This window comes from Bacteroidales bacterium (assembly GCA_013141385.1).
Classification (GTDB): domain Bacteria; phylum Bacteroidota; class Bacteroidia; order Bacteroidales; family Tenuifilaceae; genus UBA8529.
Genome location: JABFRB010000012.1, coordinates 32018 through 57853, shown reverse-complemented (window position 1 = coordinate 57853; position 25836 = coordinate 32018). Strand labels below are relative to the sequence as shown.

Here is a 25836-nt window from a genome sequence, read left to right as displayed (position 1 = left end):
GTACAAATGGAAAAATTAAAAAAGAAAGTAGTTGTCGTAAGTGGTGGTAGTAAAGGCTTGGGATTAGCAATATGTCAGACATTATTATCAGAGGGATATTGTGTGGCAACATTTAGTCGAAAAAGCACTTATGAATTGCAACAAGTAATTAATGAGTATAAGGATCAAATTTATTGGGAGTCGGTGGATGTATCCAATTTTTCACAATTATCTCAATTTCTTCAAACTGTTAAAAAGCGGTTTGGAAGAGTGGGTTATTTAATCAACAATGCAGGTGTGGCATCGGAAGGTTTATTGACGATGATGAAAAAAAGTAATGTTACAAAGGTAATGCAAGTAAATCTTGAAGGAACTATCCTTTTAACTCAAATGTGTGCAAAGCAAATGATGGTTGCTGGTTTTGGAGTCATCATTAATATATCTTCAGTGGTGGGAATTCGTGGCTATAAAGGTGTTACTGTGTATGGTGCAACAAAGGCTGCGTTAGACGGGCTTACAAGAGGTTTATCCAAAGAATTAGGATCTATGGGTATTCGAGTAAATTCTTTAGCACCCGGCTTTATGGAAACTGATATGACCACAGTCTTAACGGACAAACAAAAATCGCGAATTAAAAAAAATACACCATTAGGAAGAATGGGTACAGTTGAAGATGTATCTTCTGCGGTGAAGTTTTTATTTTCTGATGAAGCAAGTTTTATTACAGGCCATACACTTGTTGTGGATGGAGGAATAACAGTTTAACAATATAATACGAAAACAAAAATGACTAATAGTAATGTAAAAAATAGCATTGAGCAGGTAATAAAAGAAATAGCTATGCAAAATAACGTTAACCTACCTGTTTTAGAAGACCACTTGGCAATAGTTGATGATTTAGGATTTACTTCCTTAAGAGTAGCTGAATTAATAGCCAATTTGGAAGATGTATTTGGTATCGATCCTTTCCAAGATGAAAATGTTTCGATTACTAATATTAGAACTCTAAAAGATCTTTGTGAGATTTATACAACCTATCTGGAGAAAACAACTGCTAAATAACTCAAAGAAACTTTTAGCAGTATAATGATCTAGCATGCTTTCCGCTTTATACGAAACTTCAGTTTTTGAATAGAATTAAGATATATTATTTTAAAGAAATTCATAGGAAACGGTTGTTTATTGAGGGTTTTCAATTGTGTAATGACAAGCAATTTGATATTAAATAATGTGAATTCGATATAGGTATCGTATATTGATTTTAGTGTAATTTAAATTATTGTTTTGTCATGCTAACGAAAGGAAGTGTTTGCTTTTTAGATAATTAACTTTGGTTCGATTTAGCAAACAATGTATTAACATATGTGTCATATTTTATTTGAAACAATAGAAAACTTGAATAATGGAAAACTGGAAAGTATAAATCTAACCTCTTGTTGTCCAATATTCCATTTTCCACCATTCCACCCATAAATATTGTATTTGTAAACAATTGTTTATTATATTGTTAATGTGACTTCTTATATAGAACTCACGTTGGTCAAATTTTTTGTTTTGCTCAAGATAATACCTTACATCAAATTCACTTTAGATAGGAGTGATTAGGGATTGTCATATGAGATAATCTAAGTTTTAGGTGTAACCTTATGATGAATGATCTTTTGATCCAGGGCTGAAGTCATATCTTATTCTTGTTTAAAAGAGGATATTTTAATAATTAATGCTTTCGCTCTCAACCTTAATAAATTTCCTTTGTGTTTTGTAGATGCCTTTTCATGTGCATATTTCAAATCTTCACCGTGTAGTTAGAAAAAATATATGAATACAAAATATAGTGATATCGCCGTTATTGGGATGTCGGGTAAATTTCCGGGTGCTAATAATATTCTTAAGTTTTGGGATAATATTTGTCAGGGGAAGGAAAGTATCTGTCAACTTTCAGATGACGAATTAAGAAGTGTTGGAGTTCCTGAATCAGATATAAATAACAGCACATATGTGAAATCCGCTGCGATATTAGAAGATATTGATAAGTTTGATCCAGCGTTTTTTAAAATAGCACCGGTGGAAGCTGAGTTGATGGATCCTCAGATGAGGTTATTGCTTCAATGTGCTTGGGATACATTAGAAGATTCTGGTTATGCAACTAAAGATCCCCAAAATATCGGAGTTTTTGCTGGTTCAGGAGGAATTGTAAATAGTTATTACTCAAATTTCGTCAATAAAAATAATCAATTTGAAAAACTTGCTGCCAGCCCAACACATTTGGGAAACGACAAGGATTATTTATCTACCTATATATCTTATAAATTGAATCTCACTGGACCAAGCATGACAATTCAAACTGCTTGTTCTACTTCATTGGTAGCAGTTCACCAAGCTTGTTTAAGTCTGTTTAATGATGAATGTGATATGGCATTAGCAGGCGGGGTTACTGTTCGTATTCCACATGTGCAAGGATACGAATATAAAATAGGTCACATATTTTCTAAGTCAGGACATGTGAGACCTTTTGATGAAAATGCTGATGGAGTCGTTTTTGGAAGTGGTTTAGGTCTTATTTTAATTAAGAAGTTGGAGAATGCGATTAAAGATAGAGATCATATCTATGCTATTATCAAAGGTTCTGCAGTTACAAATGATGGAAAGGAAAAACTAAGTTATGCAGCCAGTAGCGCAAAAGGGCAAATTAGATGTGTTCATAATGCATTAAAAAAGGCTCAAGTTGATGCAAGTACGATTGGATTTATAGAATCTCATGGAACAGGTACTTTCGTTGGAGATCCGGAAGAAGTAAAGGCTTTATCTGCAGTTTTTAAAAATCAAACTGATAAGAAAAACTATTGTGCTTTGGGTTCAGTTAAATCTAACGTTGGACATTTAGAAGCGGCATCAGGGATTACAAGTTTGATTAAGGCGATACTTGCACTTCACTATGGATTAATCCCTCCAACATTGCATTATAATAAGCCAAACCCTAGAATTAAATTCGAAAAGACACCATTTTTTGTTAATAACGCATTAATAAAGTGGGATGATAATGAAAAGCCACGAAGAGCAGGTGTTAACAGTTTGGGAGTAGGTGGTACTAATGCATTTGTTGTTTTAGAGGAATACGTTACTGAAAAAAAATCATTGACAAAACTCGCTGCTCATCCTGTTATTGCTATCTTTTCTGCTAAAACCCAATCAGGTTTACGGCGGCTTATCGAAAAATTTTCGGATTTTATTGCGACATCTATAACGCTTAGAGAAGATATAAACATTTCAGATTTATCTTATACCTTACAAGTGGGTCGTGAAGCCATGAAATATCGAGTGGCTTTCATTGTCTCATCGGTTGCAGAATTAAAAAATAGTTTAATCTTATTTCTAGAAAATAAAGTAGATGTATCTTACAATATAATACAACCGCATAAACAGAATAAGAACGAAAGCATAGACCTAATTAATACCAATGAACATCCAGATGAAGTAATCCAAAATTTGATTGACTCACAAAAATGGGAAAAATTAGCTGAATTATGGATCAATGGACTAGATGTGGATTGGAGCAGACTTTACAATGAAGTTAAACCCCAACGCATTAGTTTACCCACTTATTCTTTTGAAAAAGGGCGTTATTGGCCTGAAATAGGGCAATTAGAAACGGCAAATTTTACAACGCCAGTACTTCATCCTTTACTACATAACAATACTTCAGATTTAAACCAACAGAGTTATACCACTACTTTTAGTGGTAAGGAATTTTTCTTAAGTGATCATCAAATACAAGGGAAAAAAGTTCTACCAGAAGTTGCTTATTTAGAAATGGTAAGGGTTGCGATAGAGAAAGCGATACCTCTTCAACAAGAATCGACTAGTTTAGAGTTACGTAATATAGTATGGGGGCAACCCATAGTTGTGACAGAAAGTAAACAAGTCACTATAGCTTTATTTACAAATTATTCTGAAGGTTATAGTGATCAAATAGGCTATGAAGTTTATAGTAAAGAGAATGGACAGGAAGAAGTTCATTGTCAAGGTCAAGCCGTTTTTACTCGTAAGACAGTATTCAATAAACTTAATATAGATCAACTTAAAGGAAAAATGCAACGGGGTAAACTAGACCCAAGCATTGCATATGCAACCTTTACCAAGATGGGATTTAATTATGGTTTAGCTCATCAAGGAATAACAGCGATTTATCAAGGAGAAGAACAATTACTTGTACAACTATGTTTACCAACGGTTGTTGAGGCGAGCCTTAATGATTATCTGTTGCATCCCAGTTTGATGGACAGTGCTTTGCAAGCCTCTTTTTGTTTAATTGGAGATTTGACCGAAATTTTCAATCCGTTGTTCTTGCCTTGTGCCTTAGAATCTATATGTATATTATCGAGATGCACGAAAAACATGTTTGCCTTGGTGTGTTACTCACAAGGGAGTAAGCCAGAAAATAACCTCATTAAGTTAGATATTGTTTTCTGTGATCAGGACGGGAATGTTTGTGTTCAAATGCAGGGATTTTCTTTTAGGGAATTCAGGATGAATCAAGGCAAGAAAATTGATACGCTACTTTCTGCTCCAGTTTGGGAATCCAGTGCAATAAAAGCATCAACTAAAGATGAACATTTAGAATATGTGCAATATCACATTATTCTATGTGATCTACCAAATGTTAATGCAAAGCAGATTGAGAAAAAGGTTGCTCATAGCCGTTGCTTATCTTTGCAAGTAGCACGTCAGAAAAGCATTGCAGAACGCTATAGCGAAGTTGCTCTGTCTTGCTTTGAGCAAATACAAATAATACTTAGAGACAAGCATCAGGGTAAAAAATTTGTTCAAATAGTCATTGCCAACAAACAAGAAGAAAAACTTTTTGCCGGGTTGTCGGGATTACTAAAAACGGCTACTTTAGAAAATCCTCAATTGACAGGTCAAATTATTCTCATAGATACATGTGTAACCATTGATGAATTGGTGAAGCAATTGTGCGATAACCAAAACAAACCGAAGGATACGGTAATAAAATATGAACAAGGCATACGAAGTGTTTTACGTTGGAGAGAGGTTGAAGCAAGCCAAGATAAACATGGGATTATTTTTAAGGATCAAGGTATCTACCTGATTACAGGTGGACTTGGTGGGTTAGGCATTTTATTTTGTAAAGAAATTATTCAGCAAACCAGTAAGGCAAAAATTATCTTAACCGGACGATCAAAATTAACAGATGGTAAGAAAGCGATTTTAAAGGGATTATCTGCTCATAGAGACTCTGTTGAGTATCGACAACTGAATATAGAAGATCTAGATCAAGTCAAAAAATTTGTTGCTGCGATAATCTCTGAACATAAACATCTGGATGGCATTATCCATTGTGCTGGTATGATTTCAGATAGTTTTATTCTGAAAAAAACGGCTGAGGAGTTTAATCAGGTACTTACACCCAAAGTTGTTGGTACCTTCAATTTGGATCAGGCTACCAAAAATGTTGAACTTGACTTTTTAGTCCTATTTTCTTCTATAGTCAGTGCGATGGGTAATCTTGGGCAATCTGACTATGCAACTGCAAATGGCTTTATGGATCAGTTTGCTCACTACCGCAATCAATTGGTAGTTGCTGGAGAGCGACAAGGTCAAACCCTTTCGATAAACTGGCCTTTATGGAAAGAGGGAGGAATGAGCGTAGATAAAGCAACTCAAGAGATGTTACAACAAACTATAGGTATACATAGTTTGGATACTGCAACGGGTATACGGGCATTTTATCGTAGTTTAGAGTTGCGATGTAGCCAAAGTTTAATTATTGAAGGTATACCTCAAAAAATTATGGCTCATCTAGACGGTGGATGGTTAACAGACTCTTCAACTAATACAGATGTAAAAGAAACCTATAAATATATTAATAAAGCAGAGGATCTTTCTCAAGAGAAATTACAGCAACATCTAAAAATGATGCTATCCGAAGTGTTACATATAAAAACTTCTGATTTTGCAATAGATCAGGCATATGTCGATTTGGGTTTGAATTCAATTCTCGGCGTTGAGTTGGTCGTTGCAATTAATAAAAAATATGGCACATCAATATCTAATGTGATAGTTTATGATTATCCGAATGTTAAAGAATTGGCTTTATTTTTAGAAACAGAAATTAAAAAATTACATACTTCTTCTGAAAAAATTAAATACTCTGAATCAATACCTTTTGCTTCATCTAATGAGTCTTTCTTGTCGGGGTATTCTTGCCCAAAACTTCCAAGAATGAATGGTGGTGGTCGTTCGATACAGCATGGGTATTCGCCTTTAAACGGTAAACAGATAAACGATAATGAAAAAATCGCCATTATCGGGATGTCTGGGAAATATGCAGGTGCTGATAATTTACAGCAGTATTGGGACAACTTGGTTCAAGGTAAAAATTCAATTGTTGAATTCCCGCCATCCCGTTGGGATATTAACCAATATTATGATCCAGACCCTAACAAAGAAGGTAAAACTTATTGTAAATGGTTTGGAATGTTGAACGATGTTGAGCATTTTGATCCGTTATTTTTTAGAATTTCTCCTCAAGAAGCCATATATATGGAGCCAGAGCAACGATTGTTTTTACAAGAAAGTTATAAGGCATTTGAAGATGCGGGTTATTCCAATAAAGCTTTAAATAATATTAAGTGTGGTGTTTATCTTGGAATGGAAAGCAGTGAATATTCTTGGCATTTCTTCCAAAATAACGCTGTATCTACAAACATTACTGGTAATCATTCAGCTATAGCAGCAGCTAGGATATCTTATTTCCTAAATTTGAAAGGTCCAGCACTTTCCATCAATACGGCATGTTCTTCTTCGTTAGTAGCTATTCATTTGGCATGTAGGGCTTTAGTAAATAATGAAGTTAATATGGCGCTAGCAGGTGGAGTTCGTTTATGGCTAAGTCCTGAAACTCATATTGGAATGTGTCAAGCAAGAATGCTTTCTCAAAAAGGGCAGTGTAAAACATTTGATGATTCTGCTGATGGTATTGTTATGGGAGAAGGAGTAGGGGCAATAGTTTTAAAGCGTTTATGCGATGCACAAGCAGATAACGATAAAATTTATGGGGTTATTTTAGGATCAGGCATAAACCAAGATGGTAAAACGAATGGTATCACCGCACCAAGTGTTAAAAGCCAAATCGAATTAGAACGAGAAATTTATTCAAAATATGATATTCACCCGGAGACCATTAGTTATATAGAAACTCATGGTACTGGAACGAAATTAGGTGATCCCATTGAACTAGAGGCACTTTCCACTGTATTTGCAGAAAAAACAGATAAAAAAAATTATTGTGCCATTGCATCTGTTAAAACTAACATTGGGCACACTGCCGCAGCATCAGGCATTGCTAGTGTACAAAAAGTTTTATTATCTATTCAACATCGTACTTTGGTGCCTTCTCTAAATGTGACAAAAGAGAACTCAAATTTTAATTTTAAGAATTCTCCTTTCTATATTAATAAAGAAAAGAAAGCATGGGACGCTAGCCCAAACTCATTGCGGCGCGCAAGTGTTAGTTCTTTTGGTTTTAGCGGCACGAATGCTCATTTAGTCATTGAAGAATATCAGCCAACTATAGAAACTAAAAAAAATACTGCTGTTATTGAGCAAAAGACAAATGTTATTATCCCGCTATCAGCAAGAACCCCAGAACAACTACGACAAATAGTTCGTGATTTACTGGATTTTATTCACACAGCAAGGCGAAATAATCAGTCAATAGGACAATCTCAGAAAGATATCGATATGATTGCTATGGCCTATACGCTACAAGTTGGTAGAGAAGCGATGGAAGAACGTTTAGGCTTTATTGTTAGTTCCATAGATCAATTGGTAGAAAAGTTACAGGCTTTTATTGATGGTAATTCTTATATTGAAAACACTTATCAGGGACACATAGATGTTAAAGATGATACCCTTTCACTATTTAGTGCAGATGCCGATTTGCAGGAAACGATTGATAAATGGATGGCTGGCAAAAAACTCCCCAACTTACTGAATTTTTGGGTTAAAGGTTTAGATTTGGATTGGAGCAAACTTTATGATGGTAGTAAATCCCAACGTATAAGTTTGCCAACATATCCTTTTGCTAAAGAAAGGTACTGGATTGATTCAACAAATACAGAGGGCGAGCATACCCCTGTAAATAAGAAAGCAACTACAACTTTTGCGATGCTTCATCCTTTATTACACAGTAACACTTCGGATCTAAGTAGGCAGAGTTATAGTTCCATTTTCAATGGTGATGAATTTTTCTTAAAAGATCACCAGGTACAGGGAAAGAAGGTTTTACCAGGTGTTGCTTATTTAGAGATGATTCGGGCTGCCGTAGAAAAAGCATCTCCTACCAAGCAGGAATCATCCATCCTTGAGTTACACAATGTAGTTTGGATGCAACCGATTGTGGTTGCAAAAGACAAAGAAGTCACTATTACTTTGTTTGCAACTGAAACAATAAATCATAATGAACAGATAGACTGTGAGATTTATAGTATAGAGACCGATTCTGAGGGTCATTTTCAAGAAAGAATTCATTGTCAAGGTCAGGCTGTATTTATTGGAACACCAGCACCTGCAAAACTTGATATAGAACAACTCAGAAAAAAAATGGGACAGAGTAGGTACGAATCATCGTATTTATATTCTTGTTTTGCCAAGATTGGTCTTCAGTATGGTTCAGCCCATCAGGGAATAAAATATGTTTACCAAGGAAAGAATGAGTTATTGGCCGAATTGGTTTTACCAAATTCAGTTGAAAGTACTCATCGTAATTTCGTTGTACATCCTAGCTTGATGGACAGTGCTTTACAATCTTCAATTTGTTTAATCGAAGATTTAAACAACCTTTCTAGTAAACCGTCAATGCCTTTTGCTTTAGATTCCATGCGGATCATATCAGCCTGTACAAAAGAGATGTTTGCCTGGGTACGTTACACATCAGGTAGTAAACCAGGTGATAATATTATTAAATTGGATATTGATCTCTCTGATAAAAATGGAGTTATATGTGTGCAGATTCGTGGATTTTCTTCAAGAATTTTGGATGGACAACTTGGAGCTTCTCACAGAAATATACCACTTCAGACTAATAACTTAGAACTTAAGGCCGGTTTTCAATCTCTTGTTCCTGTCTGGAATCCGCTGGAACTTGAAATGCATGAAAAGATAACTCTTTCTGGGTCTACCAAAATTTTATTGGTGGGTGGAAATCAAACTCAATTGAGTTGGGTTCAAAAATCGTATCCAAATACGGTACTTTTGCAACTACCTTCTAACCCAACTATCGAGGACATTCAATCTAAACTAAAAAACTTCTCTTTTGATCAATTGCTCTGGATGGCTCCCGATGTTACTAAGTCGGATGATGACAATGCGGATGATCTTGATCAGATTATTGAGAAACAAGAACAAGGTATACTGATTGTTTTTCGTCTTTTCAAGGCTTTATTGAATTTAGAATATGCAGATAAAGAATTACAATGGACATTCATTACCTGCAAAACACAAAAGGTGAAGAAGTTTGATCATATTAAATCTACACATGCCGGATTATTTGGATTATTTGGCAGTATGGCAAAAGAGTATCCTCAATGGAATTTACGATTACTGGATGTGGATTCATTGTCTTCAGTCGCAATTCATGAATGTTTATCTATGCCATGTGATAAAGATGGAAATGGCATTGCTTACCGTCAAGGAGAATGGTTCTGTCAGGAATTGGCTTGCATTACAACGTTACCTCAGACAAATACAGCTTACAAACAAAATGGCGTTTATGTAGTTATTGGCGGTGCTGGTGGTCTTGGTGAGGTCTGGAGTCGGTTTATGATTGAACAGTATCAGGCTAAAATTGTCTGGATTGACAAACGGGAATCTAATGCTACTATTGAAGATAAAATCAAAGCCCTTAGTCAACTTGGAGATCCTCCTTTATTTATTACTGCAGACGCAACAAAATGGGATTCGTTGGAGCAGGCATTAGGGAAAATTCTAAAAACTTATCCAACTATTAATGGTGTTTTGCATTCAGCAATAATACTTCAAGATCAAAGCCTTAGGAACATGGAAGAATCCAGATTCAGGGTTAGTTTATCTGCCAAAGTTGATATAAGTGTAAATATGAATAGGGTCTTTGGCAAACTAGGTTTGGATTTTATGCTCTTCTTCTCTTCATTATCGTCCTTTCACAAAGGAGCTGGTCAGGCTAATTATAATGCAGGTTGTACTTTCAAAGACAGCTTTGCATACAGTCTACAACAGAATCATTCTTATCCTATAAAAATTGTCAATTGGGGATATTGGGGTAGTGTAGGTGTTGTGGCCGACGACTTTTATATTAAGCGTATGGTACAAATGGGTTTTGGCTCAATTGAACCACAAGAAGGCTTGGCTGCTTTGCAATCATTTATAGGTACAGATATTAATCAAATGGTTATACTCAAGACCATTAATACTCAGGCCCTTGAAGATCTCAAGGTTACAGAAGCAATTACTTATTATCCTAATGTACAGAAGGCATCACGATGACTAATATTAAGGCAATAACTATGCTATCGAAAGTACAAAAGAAACTTAGCAACCAAAGTTCCGACAAACAAATCGCTATTCTGGAAACAGTTCAACCTCCTGCAGAAATGGATGCTTTAGCGGCGCAAATTCTTGCATCTACTTTAAGATCTTTAGGTCTTTTTAGTAATGGAGTTTCTAAATTCACCCAATTGTTATTGGACAAACAACCTGCGTCTTTTTTTGAACGATGGCTTAATAGCAGTATACAATATTTACAAGACCAAAAGTTGCTTAGTCATGAATTGACTTTAAAGCCCGATCTTCGCACACTTGATGATTTGTGGTCTGAGTGGAAAAATAAAAAATCAGAATGGGCAACAAACTCCAATTTAATTGCACAAATTAATTTATTGGATGTATGTTTAAAATCACTACCCACAATTTTAAGCGGTAAACAACCCGCAACTGATTTCATGTTCCCTAATTCTTCAATGGAATTGGTAGAAGGCATTTACAAAGGAAATGTACAAGCTGATTACCTCAATGGAGTACTGGGCGAAACATTAAAAGCTTGCATTGAAGAACGTTTGCAGGCAGATAACGGTTGCAAAATCCGTCTTTTAGAAATTGGTGCAGGAACAGGTGGTACTACTGCAAAAATATTACCAATGTTAAAAGGATTTGGCGATACCATTGCTGAATATTGCTACACTGATTTATCCAAAGCATTTTTAATGCACGCGGAAGAACATTATCAACCAGAATTCCCTGCCTTGACCACGGCAATTTTTGATGTATCAAAACCTTTAGTGTCACAATCGATAGTAGCTGATAAATACGACTTTATTATAGCTACCAATGTATTACATGCTACACCTAACATTAGAGAAACTTTACGCAATTCCAAAGCGGTGCTAAAAAACCAAGGTGTTTTATTGATAAATGAAATGAGCACTTGGACATTGTTTACCCATTTGACCTTTGGTTTACTGGAGGGATGGTGGTTGTATGAGGATACAGCATTGCGGTTGCCTGGAAGTCCTGGGTTGACTCCCCAGAAATGGAAAGAAGTCATGGAAGAAGTAGGATTTGAATCGGTCTTTTTTCCTGCAGAAAAAGTTCATCGACTTGGACATCAGGTTGTTGCTGCAAGTAGTGATGGATTAATTAGACAAAGATATTCTAAACAATCGAAAATAATTTCAGATAAAAAAGTTGCTATTCCTGAAGTGGTGAAACCAGTAAAGACCATAAAAAGTTCTGTCGATACGGGAGAATCACTGCGCGATAAGAGCATCTCCTTTTTTCAGGAATTAGTTGCGAAAACTCTAAAGATGAACCCTCAGCAGATTGAACCAAATCAACCATTTGAAAAATATGGTTTGGATTCCATCTTAGTTGTTCAACTCACTAATCAGTTTCGTAAGGTATTTCCTGATATTACAAGTACATTATTTTTTGAAGAGCGAACTATTGAAGGGCTAGTAAAGTATTTTATAGAAAACAAAAAAGAGGCTTTAATGGCTTTACTGTCAAGCACAACAACGACTGATGAGTCAAAACAAATATCGCCAGTTGTTAATAATAATATTGTTTTAAAAGAGCAAGAGGTTTCGCAAGATAAAAGATTTTCCCGAGTTTCAAGAAAAAGTAATCAGGCATCTTTCCAAGTGATGTCTGTTACCAATACTGTTGCCAATCCACATGTCATTGATGTTGCAATTATTGGTTTAAGCGGAAGATACCCACAATCAAATAACTTAAGCGAGTTTTGGATAAATTTATCGAAAGGGACTAATTGTATTACAGAAATTCCAAAAAATCGTTGGAATTGGGAAGAATATTTTGATGAGGAGAAGGGGAAGTTGGGGAAAATGTATACTAAGTGGGGAGGCTTTTTAAAAGATATTGATAAATTCGATCCATTGTTTTTTAAAATTGCTCCTAAAGAGGCTGAGCGTATGGATCCTCAAGAACGATTGTTTTTGGAGTCTTGTTACCATGCGATAGAGGATGCTGGATATACACCAGCGACGTTGGGCAGTATTGAAAAGATTGGTGTATTTGCTGGTGTGATGAATGCCAGATATACTTCACAACCACTTCATTATTCAGTTGCCAATAGAGTTTCATATCTTTTTAATTTTCAAGGTCCTTCAATGGCAGTAGACACTGCCTGTTCTTCATCATTAACGGCAATACACTTAGCATTAGATAGCATCTATAGCGGATTGAGTGAATGTGCTATTGCAGGTGGAGTCAATTTAATCATTGACCCAGTTCATTATTTAGAGTTGACAGCAATGACTATGCTGTCTCCAGGCAATCAGTGTAAAGCCTTTGGAAATGCGGCTGATGGTTTTATTGATGCAGAAGGTGTTGGTGCTGTTGTTTTGAAACCTTTGAAGCAAGCAGAACAAGACGGTGATCATATTTATGGCATCATTAAAGGGAGTGCTGTTAATGCAGGCGGGAAAACGAATGGCTATACTGTTCCTAATCCTAAAGCTCAATCTGCCGTAATTGCCAAAGCTTTAAAACGAGCTAATCTTGTGGCTGAACAAATAAGTTATGTTGAGGCTCACGGGACAGGCACTGCATTGGGAGATCCAATTGAAGTTGCTGCTTTAGCTCGTGCTTTTAAGGAGACAAGCGATAAAAAGCAATTTTGTTCTATAGGATCGTTAAAATCAAATATAGGGCATTGTGAATCGGCATCCGGTATTGCTGGATTAACTAAAGTATTGTTACAATTAAAACATGAACAACTCGTTCCTTCTATTCATGCTGATGTAGAGAATCCTGAAATCGATTTCAGTCAGACTCCATTTGTACATCAAAAAAGTTTAGCAAAGTGGCAGCGCCCGTCACAGAAAATAAATGGAATTATTCAAGAGATACCGCGTATAGCTGGAATATCCTCGTTTGGGGCAGGAGGGGCAAATGCTCACATTATAGTCCAAGAATATATACAGCCGGTAAGATATTTTACTGCGGTCAATACAACAAACGTAAAAGTAATGATTCCTTTGTCGGCGCGAACTGCTGAACAGTTGCAACAAAAGGTATGCGATCTTTTCAATTTTATTCGTGCAACCCAGACAGGAGAGCAAGTAGCATCACAAAAAACAATAGATGTATCTGCTTTGGCTTACACTCTGCAAGTGGGTAGGGATGCAATGGAGGAGAGGTTGGGATTCATAGTAAATTCAGTTGATCAGTTGGTTGAAAAACTTCAATTATATATCAATGGTGAACAAGATATAGAAAATGTTTATCGGGGACAAGTGAAACCTAATAAGGATACTGTGTCTCAGTTTAATGCGGATGCCGATTTACAAGAAACAGTTAATAAATGGATAGATCAAAAGAAGTTATCGAGGTTATTGGATTGGTGGGTCAAAGGTTTACAACTTGATTGGAATAAACTTTATGGAGAAGAGAAACCCGGACGTATAAGTCTGCCTCTATACCCCTTTGCTAAAGAGCGATATTGGGTCGATGCAACAATGAAGGATCAGTTTGTCGTAACAGGAAAAGCAACCACCGTACTCCACCCCTTGCTGCATACAAATACATCAGATCTCCTGCAGCAAAGTTACAACTCTACTTTTAGTGGTGAAGAATTTTTTATTAAAGATTACCATGTAAGAATAGGTGATGGCCTTAAACAAAAAATACTTCCTGTAGTAGCATATTTTGAAATGGCTCGAGTTGCAATGGAGAAAGCCATGCCTCTTACACAAGAAAGCATTTTGGAGTTACATAATATCGTATGGGGTAAGCCAATTTTTGTTACAGGAAATAAGCAAGTTACAATAGCCGTAATTGCAAAAGGTATTGATCAATTAGACTTTGAAATTTATAGCCAGGATAATGGAGAGGAGATCATTCATTGTCAGGGACAAGCTATTTTTAATCATCAACCAGTTTCTGTTAGACTTGAGATAGCACAACTCAAAACTCAAATGCAGAAAGACAAGTTGGATTCAAGCAGTCTATACAATGGTATTCTTACGGACTTGGGTATACAGTATGGACATACCTATCAAGGAATTACTGTCATATATAAAGGGGATGATCAATTATTAGCCGAGTTGCGTTTACCAAGTATTTCAGAAAGCAATATGGATGGTTATGTTCTCCATCCGAGCATAATGGAAAGTGCCTTTCAAGCTTCTATTAGTTTAATTGTCGATTTAACGAAATATTCCAATCAGACATCACGCCCCTTTGCTCTAGAATCGATCTGTATAATATCGGCCTGCCCCAAAGATATGTACGCATGGGCGCGTTACTCTAACGATCATCAGGCAGGAGATAAAATCACTAAACTTGATGTTGATTTGTGTGATCAACAAGGGAATGTCTGTGTCCAAATGAGAGGTATTAGCTATCAACATGAATCGATAAATGTAATTGAACAAGTATCTGATCATGAAACATCTGCAGTTACTACTTTTGCGCCTAGAAAAATCTCCCTTTCTACAATTACATCCGAAAAAATCTCATTTAGTACGCCTCAGGTACAAACGTTCAAGAAAGAAGAATTAAAAAAACCAACAGGTATTTCGTTAGTTGCGTCCAATGCATTCCAGTCAGAGAAGTTGGAAGAGCGTGTGTTAAGCAAATCTTTTGTTACGCTTTCAAATGTGCCAATTGAACCTTCTCACAGTAAGAGCACATTATCTACGCCCTCTTCGGTGAGCTTATATGATTATGGGGACGGAATATTTACGATTCAAATAGCCGCAACAGCAAGTAATAATGAGCTTTCAAAAGAGCTGATAGAGCAACTACTGCAAGCCCTAGAAACAGTTCGGCAAGAAAGCACCATCAAGGTATTGACGATTAGCGGGATGGAGGGTTGTTTTTTACGTGGAGGAAGGAAACAGTTTAATGAAGCGGTAGAGCAAAAGTTATTTAAGGCCATCGTGTCCTTTCCATACCCAGCGATTGCTGTCATGCAAGGAGATGCTATAGGAGCAGGGTTCTTGGTTGGCGCCCTGTGTGATTTTATGATTTGCAGCCAGGAAGGAAGATACTACTACACGAATATGCAGGAGGGGATCTACCCAACGGCGGGAGAAGACCTACTATTCAGGGAGCGATTCGGTGAATCTTGCACAACGGACTTCTTGTACCTATCAACGGATTCAACTGGAAAGCAGCTTCAAGCGAAAGGATGGACTTGCCCGATTCTGCCACAGGAACAGGTAGCGGCTCACGCACAAGCATTAGCCTCAAACCTCGCGAATAAATCTCAGGACTCCCTCCGCCTATTAAAACAGCATTTGACCCGTAAATTGGCTCCGCAGGTGGACGAACTGAGGGTTGCCGATCCTGTAACGAGCGATAGTACGTCTGGTAAAGCTAAAGCGGATGGGGTAATCGCATCGCCTTCTAAGCATATCCAGATGGAAACCCATGCCGGAAACGTTCTGCTAATCAGAATACTCGAAGCGAAGAAAGCGCATGGAACAAAAGCTTTAGCGGCAGATCTAAAGAATATCTTCACCCAGATCAATAACGCATCCCAATACAAATCCATTGTTCTAGCCAGTGATCATCCTGATTTTCTCTCAGAGTCAGCAACCGTTAATGAAGTATTGGAATTACAACGTCTTATCCTCGAATCTACGATTCCTATCATTGCTGTTTTGGATTCGAATGCGAATGGTATAGGTTGGTTTATTAGTCAATTTTGTGATGCTTCAATATACCATGATAAAGGGAATTATTGTGCTACAAGTATTTTGCAAAGTTCAGAATTAGCAAAACAAGCGGGCATGATCTTTTCGCACCGATTTGGTGACTATTTGGGTAAGGAAATTTTGCTAACAGGTAATAACTACTCTGGTATTGAATTGGGACAACGAATTGGAAGTTTGCAAGTTGTAGAAAAAAGTCAAGTTTTGACTAAAGCTTTAGAACTTGCGGATTACTGGGCAAAGTTGCCAATGGAAACGATAGTATTTTGGAAAAAGCGAATAGCATTAGGCATCCAACAGGAAATAGATCAGTTGCCTGTATGGGTTGAATCCGAGGAAAAAGAATATGAACCTTTACTTATAGCACCATCTCCTATAGAGTTAAAGAATAAAGTGGTTAGTGCGATTGCACACCCAGAAGGAATCCTTGTGGTTAAATTAGAAGATCGGGAAGTTAAAAATATGTTTTCCGATACGCTTGTCGAGGGTATAATTGAAGTTTTTGAACATATTAGCCAAGTGCCATATAAAGTAGTGATTCTAACTGGATATGATACTTATTTTGCATCAGGTGGCACCAAAGAGGGTTTATTGGCCATACAAGAGGGCAAGGCCAAATTTACAGATACTAAAATTTATCAACTGGCAATGGAGTGCAAGGTACCTGTAATTGCTGCTATGCAGGGACATGGTATTGGTGGTGGATGGTCTCTTGGGATGTTTGCAGACTTGATCCTGTTCAGTGAAGAAAGTCACTACTTGAGTCCGTATATGAATTTTGGTTTTACGCCTGGAGCAGGAGCCACGTTTATTTTTCCTTACGTAATGGGGTATGATTTGGCGAGAGAAACCTTATTGACAGCACGGGAATACACGGGTATAGACTTAAAAAACAGAGGACTTCGGATTTCCGTTTTACCTCGAGAGCAAGTTAATCCAGTTGCGTTTGACTTAGCAAAAAAAATAGCACAGAAAAAGAGAGGGGGTTTGATCGCTCTCAAGCACCAATTGACACAGCATGTCCATAGTCAAGTGGAAGAAACATATAAACTTGAACTATCCATGCATGAAAAAACATTTGTAGGTCAATCTGAAGCATTAAAACGGATAAATACCAGTTTTATTCAAGGACATACTGATTTACAGAGCACTACCTCACTCTCTGAAAAAACAATATCGAGTTCGAGCTTACTTGATACATCTTCTGTTTCTGCGATTTCAATACCAGATGTAGATGTGCTGCCTGCAGTCACAGCTAGCATTAAAAAGCTTTTAGCCCAGGAGTTGCATTTGCAGGAGCAGGATATTGATGAGAATACTCAATTTGTTGATCTTGGCTTGGACTCTATTACTGGCGTAACCTTGATACGACAGATAAATGAAAAGTATAAAACCTCGATTGAGGCGACTAAAGTCTATAGTTACCCAACTCTCACACAGCTCAGTCGTTATGTAAAAGAAGAGGCGGCAAAAAAGAGAGCACTGCTTAATAAATTGGTTATTCCTGCAGAACCACAGAATGAAATAACGATTAATGAGTCTTCTTCTTGGCGTAACAAAACGACATTGGGGATTAACCCTGATACATCTTTTGCCTCTGTGGTTTCAGTGCCAGATGTAGATGTGCTGCCTGCAGTCACAGCTAGCATTAAAAAGCTTTTAGCCCAGGAGTTGCATTTGCAGGAGCAGGATATTGATGAGAATACTCAATTTGTTGATCTTGGTTTGGACTCTATTACGGGTGTGACCTTGATACGACAGATAAATGAAAAGTATAAAACCTCGATTGAGGCGACTAAAGTCTATAGTTACCCAACCCTCACCCAACTCAGTCGTTATGTAAAAGAAGAGGCGGTAAAAAAGGGAACGCTGATTAATAAACAGGTTATTCCTGCAAAACCACAGAATAAGATTTCTAGTGAGTTTTTTATAAAAGAACTTTCTTCTTGGCGTAATAAAACTTCATTGAAAATTAACCCAAGTGCATATTCTGCTTATCAATCACAGTCGATTGCGGTGGTGGGCATGGCAGGAAAATTTCCTCAAGCTAGCAATCTTGAAGAATTTTGGCAAAATATTGCTCAGGGTAAAAATTGTATCAGTCAGATATCTCAAAATCGTTGGGATATTAACACTTATTATCATGAAGGGAAGCCAGTACCAGGAAAAACCAATTGTAAGTGGATGGGAGCTCTAGAAGAATATGATCTTTTTGATCCCCTATTTTTTAATATCTCGCCCACAGAAGCGGAAAATATGGATCCTCAACAACGGGTCTTTTTACAAGCATGTTGGCACAGCATAGAAAGTTCAGGATACAATCCTAAAAGCCTGTCTGGCACCAAATGTGGAGTTTTTGTTGGTTGTGGTGTTGGAGATTATCACAAATTATCACCAAAGCATCAATTGAGTGCCCAAGGTTTTACAGGGGCTGCTTCTTCGATATTAGCTGCACGTATTTCCTACTATTTAAATTTGCAAGGTCCTTGTTTATCTATTGATACTGCTTGTTCTTCATCTCTGATTGCTATTGCAAGTGCCTGTGATAGCTTGATTTTGGGCAATAGCGATATAGCATTGGCTGGAGGTGTTAATGTGTTGGCAGGTCCTTCAATTCATATTATGAGTTCACAAACAGGGATGCTCTCGACAGATGGCAGATGTTTTACCTTTGATAATAGAGCCAATGGCTTTGTTCCAGGTGAAGGCGTTGGTGTTGTGATGCTGAAAAGGTTGGCTGATGCAGAAAAAGATCATGATATAATTCTTGGTGTCATTGAAGGTTGGGGAGCCAATCAGGATGGCAAAACCAATGGGATTACCGCCCCTAATGCGGAATCACAAACACGGCTAGAACAAGAGGTTTACGATAAATATCATATCGATCCAGATAGTATTCAATTGATTGAAAACCATGGAACAGGAACAAAGTTAGGTGATCCTATTGAGGTTGAGGCACTCAAAGAAGCATTTAAAAAATATACCCAGAAAAAAAACTATTGCGCCTTAGGCTCAGTAAAAAGTAATGTTGGTCATTGTTTATCGGCAGCAGGGGTTGCAGGATTTATAAAACTTCTTTTGGCGTTGAAACACAAACAACTGCCTCCGACAATAAACTTTGATAAGCTGAATGAACATATTGATTTAAAAGAGAGTCCGTTTTATATTAATAGCCAGTTGCAAAAGTGGGAGTTAAAGGATGCACTGCGACGTCAAGCTGCAATTAGTTCTTTTGGCTTTAGCGGTACCAATGCTCATATAGTTTTAGCAGAGCATTTGCCTTCTAAAGTAGTTAAACCGATTGCACAGAATACAAAATTCATTATCCCTCTTTCTGCTAGAACGGCAAAGCAACTTAAACAAAAGGTACGTGATTTATTAGACTTCATTTGCAGAGAGGAAGAATCCATTGATTTGGCGGGGTTAGCCTATACTTTGCAGGTTGGTCGAGATGCTATGGAGGAACGCCTGAGTTTTATGGTGAGTTCGATCAATCAACTAACTGTAAAGCTTCAATCCTATCTTGATGGTGAGCAGGGGATTGAAGATTCGTATCAAGGACAAGTTAAGCGCAATAAGGAAGGTTTGAACATTATCAATCAGGATGAAGAAACGAAAGAAGTTATTATTAGTAAATGGATAAACCAAAGAAAACTGTCTAAACTGATGGAATTATGGGTTAAAGGCTTAGAGTTTGACTGGAATAGATTGTATGAAGAGGTCAAGCCCCAACGTATCTGCATACCCGTTTATCCTTTTGCCAAGGAACGATATTGGTTGGAATCTGTGGAGACAGAAATAACATCTAAAAAACTCATATCATCTTCGGTACTACATCCTTTATTGCACAACAACACATCAAACTTTAGCCAGCAGAGTTACAGTTCAACATTTAGTGGCGAAGAATTTTTTCTAAAAGACCATCAGGTAAATGGTCAAAAAATTCTACCTGGTGTAGCTTATTTAGAAATGGCTAGGAAAGCAATAACACATGCAATAGGAGAAGATGCAAATGGCAGCATACAATTGAGCAATATCGTTTGGTTAAAACCGATAGTAGTAAATGATGCACCAAAAAAGGTTGATATCAACCTTTACCCTGAAGATGATGGACAAATTGCTTATGAAATAACGAGCATTGAGCAACCTCACCAAGAACCTGTAATACACAGCCAGGGTCGGGCAATTTTCAATACCTCTGCACAGAATGGTTTAGTTGATTTTACTAAGTTAAAGTCCCGCATATGCAAAAGACAGATAAGCCAGAAAAATTGTTATGATATATTAAAAACAATGGGTATGGAATATGGTTCTGGACATCAAGGGCTTGTAGAGGTCAATATTGGCGAACATGAAGTTTTGGCAAAACTCAACTTACCGGCTTCAGTTTTAGAAACAAAAGATTTGTACTTTTTACACCCCAGTTTAATAGATTCAGCAATACAAGCAGCAATAGGTTTACAGGATGATTCCCCTTCAAAACTGGCATTGCCGTTTGCATTGAAACAATTGGAAATTTTTAGCCCTTGTACTCAATCTATGTGGTCATGGGTGCGTTATGCAGAGGGGGAGAAACCCTCAGATAAGGTACAGACGCTTGATATTGATGTATTTGATGATGCTGGCAACGTTTGTGTAAAAATGAGAGGATTTTCTTCTAGGGTTTTGGAAAATAATGTTTTAGAATCAACTACAAATCAGGTAGGAACATTATTGTTAAAACCAGTTTGGCAGAAAAGAGTTACGGAAAAACTAGTTGAGGTTATTAATTATGCGGAACGAAGAATTTTTGTATGTGGCTTAGCATCAGTTAAAAATGCTTTGCAAAAGATGATGCCAGAGGTGGTATTTACTGAGTTTAAGCCTACAGAAGGTTCTTTAACAAATCAATTTCAGGAAGATGCATTGCAATTGTTTGAAACATTACAAACATTTCAGAAGAAAAGAAATAATGACAAGATATTAATTCAAGTTCTGGTATCTGATCGTGATCAATGTGGAGTTTACTCAGCTTTATCGGGTATGCTTAAAACAGCCCATTTAGAAAATTCGAGGATTGTTGGTCAAGTAATTGTAGTTCAAGATTCGTTATCAGCAGAGAATCTATTTTCTATATTACAAGAAAATAGTCTATATGAGGAAGATAGTCTGATTCGTTATGAACATAATCAACGATATGTGAATAGCATGGTAGAAGTTATATCTTCTATTGAATATCAAAATCCATGGAGGAAAGATGGAGTATATTTAATTACGGGTGGTGCAGGAGCATTAGGGCAGATATTTGCCCAAACAATTGCTGAAAGTATTGGAAAGGTGACGTTGATATTAACAGATCGTTCTGTTTTAAGCAAAGAGAAACAACAGCAAATAGAAAAATTACAGGCTTTTGGCGCACGGGTTGATTATCATCAAGTAGATGTTGCAGATGGTCAGGCGGTTAAGTATTTGATGGAAGCCATAGAAAAGGAATTTGGCAAATTAACAGGCATCCTTCACTGTGCAGGAATTAACAATGACAATCTTATTGTGAAGAAGACCGTGGAGGAATTTAAAATAGTTTTAGCTCCTAAAGTAAATGGTACTTTTAATCTGGATGAGGCAAGTCAAACATTACCAATAGAATACTTCATTTTATTCTCCTCTATAGCAGGAAATCAAGGTAATGTTGGGCAAGTAGATTATGCTGTGGCAAACGCATTTATGGATGCATACGCATATTATCGAAATGGTTTAGTAGCGAAGCAACTTCGTCATGGTAAAACAATTTCAATTAATTGGCCTTTATGGCATGGTGGTGGAATGTTTTTAGATGCTGCTACTGAAAAGTTGATGCATGCCAAAACAGGTATGATAAAGATGCAAAAAGAAAGCGGTATCCATGCATTCAATCAATGTCTGTCAATAGAAGCATCGCAAATAATGGTTATGGAAGGTCAATTGTCTCGCATGAGACAATACTTGTTTGCTTATGAGAAAAAAGTTCAATCGCATAAATTGAGCCCTATTGTTGAACAACAACAAGGAAAAATAGATATTGATAACTTAATCAGCAAAATACAAAATGCCTTGCTGCAAAAGGTAGCCAAATTCTTAAAAATCAGGATAGATGACTTGGATGTAAATACGGAACTGCCAGAGTTTGGTTTTGATTCCATTAGTATGACCGAATTGATTAATCAGTTGAACCAGGACTACAAATTGGAATTGACACCCACAGTCTTTTTTGATTATCCTACCCTTTCTGCTTTTGCCAACTACTTAGCAAAAGCGCATAAGGAAATTTTTGTCAATTTGTTTAGTTTGCAGGTTCAAGTCAAAAAGCAGGAGCAACATCAAATAGAAATAGATATTGATTTCTTAACCAGCAAAATACAAAATGCCTTGCTGCAAAAGGTAGCCAAATTCTTAAAGATTAGGATAGATGACTTGGATGTAAATACGGAACTCCCAGAGTTTGGTTTTGATTCCATTAGTATGACCGAATTGATTAATCAGTTGAACCAGGACTACAAATTGGAGTTGACACCCACAGTCTTTTTTGATTATCCTACCCTTTCTGCTTTTGCCAATTACTTAGCAAAAGCGCATAAGGAAATTTTTGTCAATTTGTTTAGTTTGCAGGTTCAGGTTAAAAAGCAAGATGTAAGTTTTGTTGAAGTAGATAAAGCAGAGGAAAAAGATACAGACTTATTCTTAGCTATTAGCAATAAACCAAAACAAAGTCATCGTTTTATAAAGACCATAGCACCAGAAAGTCGATTAATTGATCCAATTGCCATTATCGGAGTTAGTGGAAAATTTCCACAAGCTGAAACGCTTGAAGATTTTTGGAAGAATCTTAAGGAGGGAAAAGATTGCATAAGCGAAATTCCGAAAATGCGTTGGGATTGGCAGGCGATATATGGTGATCCAAAAACAGAAGTGAATAAAACCAATATTAAATGGGGCGGTTTTATTGATGGGATTGATGAATTTGATCCGCTGTTTTTTGGCATTTCACCACGCGAAGCACAGCATATGGATCCACAGCAGCGATTAATAATGACATATATCTGGAAAGTAATTGAAGATGCTGGTTATTCATCAGAGAGTCTTTCCGACACACAAACCGGAATTTTTATCGGTACTTTCGAAGGCGGTTACAGTGAATTGCTTACTCGAGCAAAGGCGGCAATAAAAGGGTATAGCTCAACAGGGAAGGTGCCGTCAATGGGTCCGAACAGGATGAGTTATTTTTTGAACCTTCATGGCCCTAGTGAAGCGATTGAAACTGCATGCTCAAGTTCATTAGTTGCGATTCATCGTGCTATAGAAGCTATTGAAATGGGGGATTGCGAAATGGCTATTGTAGGGGGAGTTAATACCATTCTTAAACCGTTTGAACATATTTCATTTGGCAATGCAGGTATGCTAAGTGAAGATGGACGCTGTAAAACCTTTTCCGATAGAGCAAATGGATATGTCAGAGGCGAAGGAGTAGGTATGCTGTTTTTGAAAAAACTTAGTGCTGCGGAAAGAGATGGAGATTCTATCTATGCAATTATTCGTGGTAGTGCTGAGAACCATGGTGGTCGGGCTAATTCATTAACTGCACCAAATCCCATTGCTCAGGCAAGCTTATTAAAGGCAGCATATAAAAAAGCCGCAATAGATCCCCGCACTGTTGGATATATTGAGGCTCATGGTACGGGAACAGAATTGGGTGATCCAATAGAAGTAAATGCACTTAAAAACGCATTTAAGGATCTTTATAATGAGACAGGAGGAACACAAATGGCACAAGTTCATTGCGGACTTGGTTCCGTAAAAAGCAATATTGGACATTTAGAATTGGCGGCTGGTATTGCAGGTGTTATCAAAGTCCTGTTACAATTCAAACATAAAACACGCGTCAAAACCTTGCATTGTGATTTCATAAATCCGTATATCGATTTAAAAAACAGTCCATTCTATATTGTGCAGGAAAATGATCATTGGCATCGCATAAAAGATCAACAAGGGAGCGAGTTACCGCGAAGAGCTGGTGTTAGTTCTTTTGGTTTTGGAGGAGCAAATGCTCATGTGGTGCTTGAAGAATATATTGTCAAGGAATCAGAACACAAACTGCAAGCAAATGATAATTATTTGATAATCTTATCGGCAAAGACAGAAACGAGCCTTAAAGAAGCGGCACGTAATCTTAAAAAATATCTGGAAACCAATGAAGAAGCGAATTTAAGTAGTATTGCTTATACCTTGCAGGTAGGGAGAGATGTGATGGAAGAACGCATTGCCTTAATAATTCAATCCAGAGAAGAGCTTATAAATAAATTAAATGATTTTTTAGATGGGAAAGAAACGATAGATTTGTTTTATCGTGGTCAAATCAAGCGTAATAAAGGTGTATTAATTGAGTTTGCTATTGATGAAGAAATTGAAAAAGCGATAGAGACATGGATTGTTAAAGGCAAATATGAAAAATTGCTGAGTTTTTGGGTAAAAGGCTTAGTTATTGATTGGCGAAAATTGTATGGGGAGAATAAACCAAAACGTATCAACCTGCCAAGTTATACTTTTGAGAAGGAGCGATATTGGATTGATACTGAACAAATAGAAAATACAGACGTTAAACCAGCAATACTTCACTCTTTGCTACACTGTAACACTTCTGATTTTATACAGCAAAGTTATAAATCTACTTTTAGTAGCGAAGAATTTTTCTTAAAAGATCATCAAGTACAGGGACAAAGAATTTTACCAGGAGTTGCTTATCTGGAAATGGCTCGAGTTGCAATATCGCTTGCATCACAGATTCAATTAGAATCAACCACTTTGGAACTGCACAATATTGTTTGGCTAAAACCACTTGTTGTCGAAGAATACAAAGATGTTTCTATAGTTTTAGCTGAAAATTTTAAGGGTAATAGTTCTATAGATCAAATAGACTATGAGATTTATAGTCAGGACAATGAAGAAGAAATAATCCATTGTCAGGGTCAAGCGATTTTGAGTCAAAGGACGACAACTGATATGCTTGATCTGGAAAAGTTAAAAGGACAAATGGGATGTAAAACAATAAATGGCACTGACCTTTATGCGATATTTACTCAAATAGGGTTCAATTACGGACAAGCGTTTCAAGGTGTAAAAACTATCTTTATTGGAGAAGAGGAATTGCTTGCTCAATTGCAGTTACCTCCTATTATTGAGGGGAAGTCAGAATACAATGATTTTCTATTACACCCCAGTTTGATGGACAGTGCTTTGCAATCCTCATTTGGTTTAATTGCCGATTTGAACCATATTCCTAGCAAACCATTTGTGCCTTTTGCTTTGGAACATATACGTATTATTTCGGCATGTACCAGTGAGATGTTTTCATGGGTACGTTATTCTCCAGGCAGTAAGCCGAATGATAAGCTCATTAAGTTTGATATTGATTTATGCGATCAGCAAGGAAATATTTGTGTACAGATGCAAGGATTTTCATTTAGGATTTTGGAAGGTGAAGTAAAATCCTCTCATCAAAAAACAAATAGTGATTCTCTTTTTGATGATTCTTATTATCAAAAACTAATAGAAAAAGTTTTAAAAAATGAAATTTCTGTTGATGAAGCAGTAGAATTAGCCTAGAAAT

General features: G+C 36.9%; 4 protein-coding genes. All 4 read left to right on the top strand.

The window, feature by feature from the left end; all coding sequences use genetic code 11:
* The first annotated feature begins 6 nt into the window (after nucleotides 1-6).
* The 4 genes from HOO91_06475 to HOO91_06460 all read left to right on the top strand — a co-directional run bounded on the left by HOO91_06475 (nucleotide 7) and on the right by HOO91_06460 (nucleotide 25832).
* Complete coding sequence (locus tag HOO91_06475) at nucleotides 7-744, top strand: SDR family oxidoreductase (GenBank protein NOU17188.1); 738 nt, start codon at nucleotides 7-9, stop codon at nucleotides 742-744.
* 75 nt (nucleotides 745-819) lie between these two features.
* Nucleotides 820-1041, top strand: a complete 222-nt coding sequence (locus tag HOO91_06470; protein ID NOU17187.1) for an acyl carrier protein — start codon at nucleotides 820-822, stop codon at nucleotides 1039-1041.
* 756 nt (nucleotides 1042-1797) lie between these two features.
* Nucleotides 1798-10524 carry an SDR family NAD(P)-dependent oxidoreductase gene (locus HOO91_06465; GenBank protein NOU17186.1) on the top strand — a complete coding sequence of 2909 codons (8727 nt, stop codon included), beginning with the start codon at nucleotides 1798-1800 and terminating at the stop codon, nucleotides 10522-10524.
* Nucleotides 10521-25832 (top strand): SDR family NAD(P)-dependent oxidoreductase, encoded by a 15312-nt coding sequence (locus tag HOO91_06460; GenBank protein NOU17185.1) that lies wholly within the window; start codon nucleotides 10521-10523, stop codon nucleotides 25830-25832. Before HOO91_06465 ends, HOO91_06460 begins: the two co-directional genes overlap by 4 nt.
* The last annotated feature ends 4 nt before the right edge of the window (nucleotides 25833-25836 follow it).

Bases quoted from the DNA above. Each gene is read 5' to 3' on its own strand.
- HOO91_06475 (NOU17188.1), top strand. From the start codon at position 7: ATGGAAAAATTAAAAAAGAAAGTAGTTGTCGTAAGTGGTGGTAGTAAA.
- HOO91_06465 (NOU17186.1), top strand. From the start codon at position 1,798: ATGAATACAAAATATAGTGATATCGCCGTTATTGGGATGTCGGGTAAA.
- HOO91_06470 (NOU17187.1), top strand. From the start codon at position 820: ATGCAAAATAACGTTAACCTACCTGTTTTAGAAGACCACTTGGCAATA.
- HOO91_06460 (NOU17185.1), top strand. From the start codon at position 10,521: ATGACTAATATTAAGGCAATAACTATGCTATCGAAAGTACAAAAGAAA.